A 9802-nucleotide genomic window follows, 5' to 3' on the forward strand; every position below is an offset into this window, starting at 1 on the left:
CTGCGCAAGCGCAAAAAAGACAGCGAGGATAAAGAACCCTTCGTGATCGTGCGCCAGCTGATCGCCCGGCTGGAGGCGGACCGGGTGGCGGAATGCCGCAAGCGCACCCGCCGCTGCTACAGCCTCAAGCCCAAGGCGTTCCGCAAAGCACTGGCCGGCGCGGCCGGCGCCGCCTGAGCGGGTTTCACTTCCGCTCTTCGTCGCCGTCCTCGTCCTCTTCGGGTTCCAGATTGGGCTCGAAGGCCCGTTTCGCATCCGGCAGGGCGACCGTGCCGCCCACCGCGATACCCTGGTGCGCGGTGAGCCGCTTGCCGGTTTCCGGATCGATCAACGCCACCACGTCGCCGTAGCTGGTGCCGTCGGTGTAGGCGTCCACCCGCACCCGCGCCACCAGGCCCTGGAAACGGGCCGACAGCACGCTGCCCTTGTGGGGCGTGGCGTCGATGTTCGGGTCCTTCGCGTAGTACTCGGCGACGCTCTGGTCGCCGGGCGAATCCCATTCAATGGCTCTCATTAAGTACGCTCCATGTCGTGTGACGCTTCACTGGACAGAGTGCGCCGCGTCGCCGGCTTCGACAACACAGGGGCGCGCTGCAAACGCAAACTCCTGTAAAGAGCGCCGGTTCAGGCGACGGTATCCAACTCCGGGTAGTGGCGGAAGATGCCGCTCTCGTTAAACGGCTGGCGTCGATCCGACTGCAGATACGCCTGGATGCCCGGCCGTGCCGCGACCCGTTCAACCAGCGTCAGCGTTCTGGGAATGCGCGCCCTGTGCGTGTTCATGGTTTTCGGAAACGCGTACTGCAGACCGCGAATAACCTGAAACAGCGACAGGTCCGCGTAGCAGTGCTCGCCACCGGCCAGATACTCCGGCCCGGCCGGGTTCAGTTCCAGAACCCGCTCGAAATAATCGAGAAAGCGTGGCAGCCGCTGTTGGTGGAAGGCAACCGCCCGGCGGCGCGCTTCCGCTTCCTGTTGGTGGTAATACAGCGACGGCCCGATCGGGTGATGAATGTCGTGGATCTCCGCCACCCAGTCACTCACGGTCAGTTGCAGGCCGTGGATCCAGTAGCGCGCCGGCTCGTTGTCGGGCACCAGGGCCAGGGGCGGGCCGAGGAACTGGAGAATATTCGCCACATGGGAAATCACCAGATTGCCGGCTTTCAGAAAGGGCGGCGCGAACGGCGGGCGCGGGGTGGCGTCACCGTTGAGGTAGCTGTCGATGGCGGGCAGGCCGAGACCGTCGCGGGCGTCGCCCAGCCCCACATCGAGATAGGGCGCGCCGGCATCTTCCAGGGCGAGTCGCACGAACTCGCCGCGTCCTTGAATGCCGGGCCAGTAGAAGAGTTCATAGCGCATGGTTTTCCTCCCAGCGCGGCCCGAATGGGCTCGTTGCTGGAACGGTAGTTCAAAGCGCGGGCGCTGACAAATCTATTCTCATTGCGGTTTTACGGTGTGATGCCGGGCTGGTCGCGCAGCAGCTCAACCAGCCAGTCGACGAACACTTTCACCTTCCCGGACAGGTGCCGGTTATGGGGATAGACCACGGACATCAGTGACGGGGCCGGCCGGTAGTCGGGGAGCACTTCCACCAGTTCGCCCCGGCGCAGGTGCTCCGCCAGACCGTGCAGCGGTGCCTGGACCAAACCGAGCCCGGCCAGCGCCGCCGCCATGTACGCCTCGGTGTTATCCGTGGTGATGCGGGCGGGCAGGGTGATCTCGCGCACCACGCCGTGCTCAAGGTATTCCCACGGCAAGGAGCGGCCGGTGCGGCCGGCGTGGTAGTGGACCGCCTGGTGGCCGGCCAGGTCCGCGGGTACGGCCGGCGTACCGAAACGCCGCAGGTAGCCGGGCGCGGCGCAGCTGATCTCCCGTAGTTCGCCGACCCGGCGCGCCACCAGGCCGGAATCCGGCAACGGCCCTACCCGCAGGGCGCAATCCAGCCCCTCCTGAATCAGGTCCACGGGGCGGTCGCTGACGCCGATCTCCAGATTGAGCTCCGGGTACCGGTCGCAGAAGGCGGGCAGGGCGGGAATGATCAGCAGGCGCGCCGGTCGGCCGGGCAGGTTGACCCGCAGGCGCCCGGACGGCCGCTGCCCCTGGGTGAGCATCGCCTCGGTGTCGGCCAGGGCTTCCAGCAGATGCAGGCAGCGCTCGTAGTAGGCGCCGCCGTCCACGGTGACCGCCACCCGCCGGGTGGTGCGGTTCAGCAGACGCACGCCCAGATGGGCTTCCAGCTGTTGTATCGCCGTGGTCACGGTGGCGCGGGGCATTTCCAGGGTCTCCGCCGCGCGGGTGAAACTGCCGGCTTCCACCACCCGGGTGAACACCTGCATGGCTTTGAAGCGGTCCATGGTGCGGTCTCGATTGTTCATATATCTGAATAGAGTTAACCATGGGAGGCGGTTTATCCGCCATTCCTGAATGGCCCAGACTGGGTACCCGTCATCGACAGGAGTATCGGCAATGCAAGAACGACGTTTGGGCCGGGACGGCCCGCGAGTCTCCGCCCTGGGGCTGGGCTGCATGGGCATGAGTGATTTCTACGGTGGCCGCGACGACCGGGAGTCCATCGCCACCCTGCACGCGGCGCTGGATCAGGGGGTCACCCTGATCGATACCGCCGACATGTATGGTCCGTACACCAATGAGGAATTGGTGGGTAAAGCGATCGCCGGACGCCGTGACCGGGTTTTCCTGGCCACCAAGTTCGGCGTGGTCCGCGACAACAGTAACCCGCATTCCCGTGGCGTCGACGGCAGCCCTGATTATGTGCGGCGTTCGGTGGAGGGCAGCCTGAAGCGCCTGGGCGTGGATCATATCGACCTTTATTACCAGCACCGCATTGATCCGGAGGTGCCGGTCGAGGACACCGTGGGCACCATGGCAAGGCTGGTCGAGGAAGGAAAAGTGCGCTACCTGGGGCTCAGCGAGGCGGCCCCGGACACCCTGCGGCGCGCCCACCAGGTCCATCCGATCACCGCGCTGCAGATGGAATATTCGCTCTGGACCCGGGACGCGGAGGCCTCAATGCTTCCTCTCTGTCGGGAGCTGGGCGTCGGCTTGGTCGCCTACAGCCCTTTGGGGCGAGGTTTTCTCAGCGGCGCGATCCGTTCCCCGGAGGATTTCGACAGCGACGATTTTCGCCGGCACAACCCCCGTTTCCAGGGCGCTAATTTTCAGCGCAACCTGGACCTGGTGGACCAGGTGACGGCGCTTGCCGAGGCGAAACAGGTGCTGCCCTCACAGCTGGCGCTGGCGTGGGTGCTGGCCCAGGGGGAGGACATCGTGCCGATCTTCGGCACCAAGCGGCGGCGCTATCTGCAGGAAAACCTGGGCGCCCTGGGCCTCACCCTCAGCAAGGAGGATCAACAGGCCCTGGCGCGCATCTTCCCGATGGACGCCGCCGCCGGTGAACGCTACGGCGAAGCGGGCATGGCCACGCTGGGGCGTTGAACGCGGCGGCTAGCGCCGGGGCGTGGACACCACCGGCATGGCCTCGCAGGGCTCGGCCCACCTCGCGTCGGCGGTGAACAGGGTGTCGGTGACCTGGTGCGGGTAGACCGCCGACACCGCGCTGGTCAGGCGCTCGCGCAGGGTGTCCAGCTGCGGCAGCCCGGTGAGCGGAAAATCCGCCGGCAGCACCACATGGATCATCACATACAGCTGGCGGCCCGGGCGCACCATGCGCACCTGACACTGGCGCACCGGCAGGTCGGCCAGCGCCGCGTCGATGGCGGCCAGCACCGGGCGGCGCAGCTCGCGGGGCGGTGCCCGGTTGAGCAACTCCATGATCGCGCCCTTGGCCATGCGGATGGGCACACTCAGGCAGAACAGCACCACCGCGATCACCAGCACCGAATCCACGTAGGGCACGATGTCGTCGCGATCGAAGAAGCGCGCCACCGGGATCATGCAGAAGGTGAGCAGCACGCCGGAGGAGATCAGCGCATTCACCAGCCAGTTCTCGAAATCGGCGCGCATCAGCGGGCTGTCCACGTGCCGGCGGCTGCGGTGCAGCGCCCAGGCGGTCAGCGAGCAGGCCAGGGTGGCGAACACGGCGTAGCCGATGGCCGGGCCGGCGACGATTTCGCGGCCGCCGGCGAGCAGCGCCAGCACCGCGTCGACCAGCGCGAACAGCGCCACGCCGAGAATCAGCAGGCCCTTGCCGGCGTTCACCAGGGATTCGAAGTAGCCGTAGCCGAATGGGAATTTGCGGTCGTCGGGCTGGGCCGCCAGCACGCTGATGCGCACCGTCACCAGGGCGACCAGAAAGTAGATCAGGTTGAACAGGCCATCCAGAAGGATGGCCTTGGACTGGGTCAGGGACGCGGCGGTGACCGCGGCGGCGCCCACGACCAGGGACATCACTACGGAAAGAATCAGTGCGCCGCGCTCGCTTTTCATGGCCCGCTCCGGTTGCCGTTAAAAAGCGCAGTCTAGCGCAAATCCCGGCGCGCGGAACGGCACCATGGTTACCGAGGGTTTCAACCCTGGTCGGAGAAATCCTTGTAGGCGTCCATGGCCTTGCGGGTCAGCACCGGGCCCGCCGCCCGGGTAACCAGACGGCGGGCGTTGGGGCTGGCGGCCAGCAGGATGCCGGCGGCCAGCGCACCGACCACCACCGTGCCGGTGTGCTCCCGGGTCCATTGCGCGGCGCGGTCGCCCACCAGGGGCCGGAGATTGTCCTCAATGCGCTCGTCCTGGCGCGAGAGCTCGCGGCTGTCCTTGCCGCTGGATCCGGATTTGTGGGTGGTACGTTGCACCACCACCACGAGCAGCACCGCCATGACCAGCAGGCCGAGGCCGGTGAACAGGGACGCCAGGGGCGCGCCCAGGGGCGGCGCCATGGCGAACCAGGCGGCGGCCGCCAGGCAAAGCAGGGCCGCGAAGCCGGTGAGCATGGCCAGCCAGACCAGCGCGTTAAGGCTGAACAGGCTGGACAGGGGGCGGCGTATATTCATCGATCAGCGGCTGATCAGTTTGCCGATCAGCAGGCCCACGCCGAACGCGCTGAGCACGCTGGTGAAGGGGCGCTCCTTGATGTGCGATCCCACTTGCTCGGCCTGGCCTTCGGCCTGACGGCGCACCTGGTCGAACTGATCGCGGGCGTGTTCCACGCCGGCCTGGGCGCGTTGCTGGGAGTTGCGTTTAAACGCTTCGGTAAGCGCGCCCAGATCGCGGCGCAGCTGGTCCATGTCCTTCTTGAGTGCTTCGGTTTCCGGCGATTGACTCATTACAACCTCCTGTTGCGATGAAGAATCCGTAAGTGGAATTCGAGCATAGAGGATGAACAGAGCCTCTGCCTACGGACACATGCAAAAGATTGATAAAGCGGCGGATAAAAGCTCAGAGGTTACGGATCACCTCGTCGGTGAACTCGGAAGTGGAGGCCTTGCCGCCCAGGTCCGGCGTGGTGACCTTGCCTTCGCCCACCACGAAACGGATCGCTTTGCGCATCCTTTCGGCGTCTTCGTTGCGTTCCAGGTATTCCAGCATCATCGCCGCGCCCAGCATCAGGGCGGTGGGGTTGGCGATGTTCTGCCCGGCGATGTCCGGCGCGCTGCCGTGCACCGCTTCGAAGATGCCCTTGTGCTCGCCCACGTTGGCGCCGGGCGCCAGGCCCAGGCCGCCGGTGAGGCCGGCGCACAGGTCGGAGAGAATGTCGCCGAACAGGTTGGTGGTGACGATCACGTCGAAGCGGTGCGGGTTCATCACCAGCTGCATGGCGCAGTTGTCGACGATCATCTCCTCGTGCTCGATGTCCTCGTACTCCTTGGCGATGGAGCGCGCCACGTCCAGGAACAGGCCGGAGGTGGACTTCATGATGTTGGCCTTGTGCACCACCGTCACCTTGCGGCGGTTGAGCCGGCGGGCCGCTTCATAGGCGAAGCGCATCAGCCGCTTGGATTCCTTGCGGGTGATCACGCTGCGCAGCTCGGCGCGCTCGCCGTCGTCGCTGACGGTCTGGCCTTCGCCGGAGTAAATCCCTTCGATGTTTTCGCGGATGGTGACGATGTCCACGTTGTCGTAGCGCGAGCGCACGCCGGGAATGGACAGCGCCGGGCGCAGATTGGCGAACAGGTCGAAGTGCTTGCGCAGGGTCACGTTCACCGAGCTGAAGCCCTTGCCCACCGGTGTGGTGATCGGGCCTTTCAGCGCCACCGGGTTCTTTTCAATCAGGTCCAGGGTTTCCTGGGGCACGAGGTCCTCGCCCTTGTCCAGGGCGGTTTGCCCGGCGATCGCGTAGTCATAGGTGAGGCCGCAATCGAGCGCGTCGAGGACACGGATAGTGGCGCTCATGATGTCCGGGCCGATGCCGTCGCCGGGGATGACTGTAACGCGTGTTGCCGCCATGGGAACTCCTGATTGCCGGTTTTCGGGACGCTATTCAAGCAAGCGTGCGGGGGCGCCGCAAGCGACCTTAGTCTATACGAACAGGGCCGCTTCTGTGCAGGCGTGGCCCCAGGGATACAAGGACCGTGCCACGCTCAGTGGGTCGTCGGCGGGTGCCCGGCGAGCTGGCGTGCGGTGTCGAGAAACTGGCCCAGCACCACGCCCGGCGGGCCTTTGCCGCGCGCCAGCAGCAGCGGCAGGGTGGCCGGCGCCGGCCGCCCGTGAACCGTCAGGGGGCGCAGCAGTGCCCCATATTGATCGTCGGTGTCCGGGTCGCAGGGCACGATCGCCACGCCCAGGCCGGCCGCCACCAGACCGGCGGTGGTGGACAACTGGTGGGCCTGGTGGCTGACGCGGGGCCGGAAGTCCGCTTCCGCGCACAGCTGCGTGATGCGCGCCACGAAGCCGTCGGCCAGGCCCGCCGGCGGCAGGATAAAGGGCTCCGCGGCGAGCAGCTCCAGGGCCACGGTGGGCAGCGTCAGCAGCGGGTGCCGGGGCGGCAGTATCACGCACAGCGGCTCCTCGGTGAGCGCTTCCCAGGGCAGCGCCGCCGGGCTCTGCGCGGAGTGCACGAAGCCGATATCCAGCCGGCCCGCCTCCAGTTCGTGTAACTGGGCGTCGTCCGAGGCCTCGCGAATGTTCAGGGCGATACGCGGGAACAGCGCGCGGAAGGCGCTGAGAATGCGGGGCACCAGCGGCGGCGAGGGCGCCGCGGGCACGCCGATGCGCAACTGGCCGTTGGCCGGTAGGCGCGTGCGCGGCGCGCGGCTGGCTTCCTGGCTGGCGAGCAACGCCCGGGCGCTGATCACCAGGGCGTCGCCGGCGCCGGTCAGGCTCATCGCCGTGGCGTTAACGATCAGCAGGGGCGCGCCCATGTCGCGCTCCAGTTCCCGCACGCTCTCCTTCAACAACATGGGATGGCGACCCAGGCGTTGGGCGGCGCGGGCGAAATCACCTTCCTCGGCGACGGTAAGAAAGTCCCTGAGGTCCTCGCTGCGGATCCGGTCCATAGCATTCACCGGCGGGTTGTTTTTTTACCACAATACCCCTGTTGGCGGCCGGCGCCATAGTGTTTCGTAATTCGTAACCAGGGGTAACGTTCGCGCCCATGGAATGGCATGCTAATAGACCTTTCCATCCGCTGGGGAAACGAACGCATGTGGTTATACATACTGGCGATCAGTGGCGGCGCTGCCCTGGGCGCCAATGCCCGCTGGCTGCTGGGGCTGTGGCTGAACGCCTTGTTTCCGGCGCTGCCGCTGGGCACGCTGGCGGCCAACCTGCTGGGCGGCTGGCTGATCGGCCTGGCGTTGGGGGTGTTCGCCTGGCTGCCGGCGCTGGCGCCGGAGTGGCGGCTGTTCCTGGTGACCGGGTTTCTCGGCGCGCTGACCACGTTCTCCACCTTTTCCGCGGAGATGTTCGAGCATCTGCAAAGCGGCCGCTGGGCGGTGGCGCTGGCCGGCATCGCCGTGCACGTGGCCGGCTCCCTGGCGATGACCGGCCTGGGCTTCGCCATGGTGGCGCTGGTGCGCGACCGGCTGTAGCCCCTGTTAGGCCTAGAGGCGCACCGCCTGAGGCGTCTCGTCGCGCAGTTTGATCACGTCCGCCCGCGGCGGCGCGCCGAACAGGCGGCTGTATTCGCGGCTGAAATGGGACGGACTTTCGTAACCCACCCGGAAGCTGGCGGTGGCCGCTTCCAGCCCCTCACTGGCCTGGTGGGCGACGACGGCGAGATCGTGCGGCTCTCCGATGTGGCGCGCCTGGAGCTGGCGCCGGCGATTACACCCTGCGCGCGCAGTTGGACGGTAAGGACGCGGTGACCATCGCCATCTCCACGGTGATCTCCACGATCAACTCGCTGACCCTGTCGCCGGCGCTGGCGGCCATGCTGCTCAAGCCCCACGACGCGCCCAAGGACCGGCTTAAAGCCAAGGCCCAGGCCGACCCGACGGTGCTGTCCTCCGCCCAGGCCATGGCCGGCCTCACCGCCCTCGGCGAAGAGGTGCTGCCCCCGGGCATGGACTTCGAATGGACCGACCTGAGCTACCAGCAGGCCACCCAGGGCAACGCCGCGCTGGTGGTGTTCCCGCTCTCCATTCTGCTGGTGGCCCTGGCGTGGCTTTCCGGCTGCGCCGACGAACAACGCTTCTGGGCCGGTTTCGAAGACCCGATGCTGGCGGGTTTGATCCGCCAGACCCTGGACGCCAACCGCGACCTGCGCGCCGCGCTGGCCCGCTACCAGCGCGCCGAAGCGCTGCTGCGCGGCAGCCGTGCCGAGCAACTGCCGAGCGTGGGCGTCTCCGCGTCCGCCGCCGAGCAGCACCTGGCGGATGTGGAGCGCACGCCGCCGGGCGCCGGTGACGACCGCGTCGAGCTGTATCAGGCGGCTGCGGGTCTGAGTTGGGAGCTGGATCTGTTCGCCCGTCTGCGCCGCGCCAGCGAAGCGCAGCGGGCCGAGCTGGGCGCCGCCGGCGCCGACCTGGCCGCGCTGCAAGTGGCGCTGGTCGGCCAGCTCGCCACCTGCTACTTCGAACTGCGCGGCCTGCAGCAACAAAGGGAGCGCAGCTCCCGGCAGGATCCCAGAGACCTGGTATATGTTCCGGTCATAAAGCTCTCTGGAATCCTGCCGGCCGGCTTTGCCGGCCTTTCGCTTGCAGGCAAGCTCCCACAAATCCGGCTTCGTAGCGGAGTCTGTTCTAATAGTCGCGCAGGTTATCCAGCATCCGACTCCCGATCTCGATAAAAGTATTCTGGTCTGTCTTAGTAATGCCTTTGAGAAGCGTCTTTTTCACTTCATCTTCCGCTTCCTTGATACGCGCCATAAGACCCTGACCCTTATCGTTGAGCGACAGAAGCTGGGCGCGGCGACCTCAGCGACTTCCCGAAGAACCACGAAAGCGCCAACTTCAAACCGCTGATTCCCCGCCCGGGGCAAACGGAGATCCCGCTGCCGCCGTTCGGCGACGCACCGCCGGAAGAACGACCGATCGTACGCACCTACACCCTGCGACATTTTGATAGCGAACACGGCGAAGTGGTGGTGGATTTTATGATGCACGCGGACCACGGCCCCGCCTCCGGCAGGACCTGCCATTCCCGCCCGGCATGGAAGTGATCTGGCGGGTGAACCCCAACCCGGAACAGCCGGCCCTAGTGGTCCATGCGGTTAATTCTGTCACTCTCAGCCGCCACACAAGCGGCGTGGGCCAGGCGCGCGAACGCAGAACTGGTGGTGCCAATTCAAGTGAGCGCAACACCGACCACGGCGCTTGTGTGGCGGCCCTTCGGGAGAGCCTGTGCCGGCGCGACTCGGCGTTGCGTCTCTTGGCAAGGGAACCACCCTTGCCGGCGATACGCGCCTTGATTCGCGCCGGCACAGGCACTCTGAGAGTGACAGAATTAACCG

At 66.6% G+C, this 9802-nt stretch carries 12 protein-coding genes and 2 pseudogenes; 5 read left to right on the plus strand and 9 right to left on the minus strand.

Annotated elements, in window-relative coordinates:
• Positions 1-184 precede the first annotated feature (184 nt).
• The 3 genes from ACEQZD_RS08525 to ACEQZD_RS08535 form a co-directional block, all read right to left on the minus strand.
• Positions 185-514, minus strand: coding sequence for a hypothetical protein (locus ACEQZD_RS08525; protein WP_370184963.1), 330 nt, complete (start codon positions 512-514; stop codon positions 185-187).
• A 110-nt stretch (positions 515-624) separates the two neighbouring features.
• On the minus strand, positions 625-1359 hold the full coding sequence (locus ACEQZD_RS08530) for a glutathione S-transferase (RefSeq protein ID WP_335629616.1): 735 nt from the start codon (positions 1357-1359) through the stop codon (positions 625-627).
• Between the two features lie 89 nt (positions 1360-1448).
• Positions 1449-2354 carry a LysR family transcriptional regulator gene (locus ACEQZD_RS08535; RefSeq protein ID WP_370184965.1) on the minus strand — a complete coding sequence of 302 codons (906 nt, stop codon included), beginning with the start codon at positions 2352-2354 and terminating at the stop codon, positions 1449-1451.
• Between the two features lie 112 nt (positions 2355-2466).
• Between ACEQZD_RS08535 and ACEQZD_RS08540 the strand changes: the two genes are divergently transcribed.
• Positions 2467-3456 carry an aldo/keto reductase gene (locus ACEQZD_RS08540; RefSeq protein ID WP_370184967.1) on the plus strand — a complete coding sequence of 330 codons (990 nt, stop codon included), beginning with the start codon at positions 2467-2469 and terminating at the stop codon, positions 3454-3456.
• A 9-nt stretch (positions 3457-3465) separates the two neighbouring features.
• On the opposite strand, the gene ACEQZD_RS08545 is transcribed toward ACEQZD_RS08540, so the two are convergent.
• The 5 genes from ACEQZD_RS08545 to ACEQZD_RS08565 form a co-directional block, all read right to left on the minus strand.
• Positions 3466-4407, minus strand: a complete 942-nt coding sequence (locus tag ACEQZD_RS08545; protein WP_370184969.1) for a cation diffusion facilitator family transporter — start codon at positions 4405-4407, stop codon at positions 3466-3468.
• An 80-nt stretch (positions 4408-4487) separates the two neighbouring features.
• A complete protein-coding gene (locus tag ACEQZD_RS08550) occupies positions 4488-4964 on the minus strand; it encodes a hypothetical protein (protein WP_370184971.1) in 477 nt (158 codons plus the stop codon).
• A 3-nt stretch (positions 4965-4967) separates the two neighbouring features.
• Positions 4968-5237 carry a YqjD family protein gene (locus tag ACEQZD_RS08555; RefSeq protein ID WP_142949832.1) on the minus strand — a complete coding sequence of 90 codons (270 nt, stop codon included), beginning with the start codon at positions 5235-5237 and terminating at the stop codon, positions 4968-4970.
• 112 nt (positions 5238-5349) lie between these two features.
• Positions 5350-6357, minus strand: coding sequence for an isocitrate dehydrogenase (locus ACEQZD_RS08560; RefSeq protein WP_335629612.1), 1008 nt, complete (start codon positions 6355-6357; stop codon positions 5350-5352).
• A 134-nt stretch (positions 6358-6491) separates the two neighbouring features.
• A complete protein-coding gene (locus ACEQZD_RS08565) occupies positions 6492-7406 on the minus strand; it encodes a LysR family transcriptional regulator (protein ID WP_370184973.1) in 915 nt (304 codons plus the stop codon).
• A 147-nt stretch (positions 7407-7553) separates the two neighbouring features.
• Between ACEQZD_RS08565 and crcB the strand changes: the two genes are divergently transcribed.
• A complete protein-coding gene (crcB, locus tag ACEQZD_RS08570) occupies positions 7554-7940 on the plus strand; it encodes a fluoride efflux transporter CrcB (RefSeq protein WP_370184975.1) in 387 nt (128 codons plus the stop codon).
• 12 nt (positions 7941-7952) lie between these two features.
• On the opposite strand, the pseudogene ACEQZD_RS08575 reads toward crcB, so the two are convergent.
• Positions 7953-8105: pseudogene (locus ACEQZD_RS08575) on the minus strand (AraC family transcriptional regulator CmrA); the annotation flags it as partial.
• Between ACEQZD_RS08575 and ACEQZD_RS08580 the strand changes: the two are divergent.
• The 3 genes and pseudogenes from ACEQZD_RS08580 to ACEQZD_RS08590 form a co-directional block, all read left to right on the plus strand.
• Positions 8046-8216, plus strand: a complete 171-nt coding sequence (locus tag ACEQZD_RS08580) for a hypothetical protein (protein ID WP_335629610.1) — start codon at positions 8046-8048, stop codon at positions 8214-8216. The pseudogene ACEQZD_RS08575 and the gene ACEQZD_RS08580 overlap by 60 nt on opposite strands.
• Positions 8217-8566: 350 nt before the next feature.
• Entirely contained in the window at positions 8567-9139 is a 573-nt protein-coding gene (locus ACEQZD_RS08585) for a TolC family protein (protein ID WP_335629669.1), read from the plus strand.
• Between the two features lie 135 nt (positions 9140-9274).
• A pseudogene (locus tag ACEQZD_RS08590) lies at positions 9275-9511 on the plus strand (siderophore-interacting protein); the annotation flags it as partial.
• Positions 9512-9802 lie beyond the last annotated feature (291 nt).

The sequence above is a fragment of the Alloalcanivorax sp. genome (genome assembly GCF_964221125.1).
GTDB lineage: Bacteria > Pseudomonadota > Gammaproteobacteria > Pseudomonadales > Alcanivoracaceae > Alloalcanivorax > Alloalcanivorax venustensis.

Excerpts from the sequence above, each read along its gene's own strand:
- ACEQZD_RS08585 (WP_335629669.1), top strand. The coding sequence starts at position 8,567 with ATGCTGGCGGGTTTGATCCGCCAGACCCTGGACGCCAACCGCGACCTG.
- ACEQZD_RS08525 (WP_370184963.1), bottom strand. The coding sequence starts at position 514 with ATGAGAGCCATTGAATGGGATTCGCCCGGCGACCAGAGCGTCGCCGAG.
- ACEQZD_RS08580 (WP_335629610.1), top strand. The coding sequence starts at position 8,046 with ATGGGACGGACTTTCGTAACCCACCCGGAAGCTGGCGGTGGCCGCTTC.
- ACEQZD_RS08530 (WP_335629616.1), bottom strand. The coding sequence starts at position 1,359 with ATGCGCTATGAACTCTTCTACTGGCCCGGCATTCAAGGACGCGGCGAG.
- ACEQZD_RS08550 (WP_370184971.1), bottom strand. The coding sequence starts at position 4,964 with ATGAATATACGCCGCCCCCTGTCCAGCCTGTTCAGCCTTAACGCGCTG.
- ACEQZD_RS08540 (WP_370184967.1), top strand. The coding sequence starts at position 2,467 with ATGCAAGAACGACGTTTGGGCCGGGACGGCCCGCGAGTCTCCGCCCTG.
- ACEQZD_RS08560 (WP_335629612.1), bottom strand. The coding sequence starts at position 6,357 with ATGGCGGCAACACGCGTTACAGTCATCCCCGGCGACGGCATCGGCCCG.
- ACEQZD_RS08555 (WP_142949832.1), bottom strand. The coding sequence starts at position 5,237 with ATGAGTCAATCGCCGGAAACCGAAGCACTCAAGAAGGACATGGACCAG.
- crcB (WP_370184975.1), top strand. The coding sequence starts at position 7,554 with ATGTGGTTATACATACTGGCGATCAGTGGCGGCGCTGCCCTGGGCGCC.
- ACEQZD_RS08565 (WP_370184973.1), bottom strand. The coding sequence starts at position 7,406 with ATGGACCGGATCCGCAGCGAGGACCTCAGGGACTTTCTTACCGTCGCC.
- ACEQZD_RS08545 (WP_370184969.1), bottom strand. The coding sequence starts at position 4,407 with ATGAAAAGCGAGCGCGGCGCACTGATTCTTTCCGTAGTGATGTCCCTG.
- ACEQZD_RS08535 (WP_370184965.1), bottom strand. The coding sequence starts at position 2,354 with ATGGACCGCTTCAAAGCCATGCAGGTGTTCACCCGGGTGGTGGAAGCC.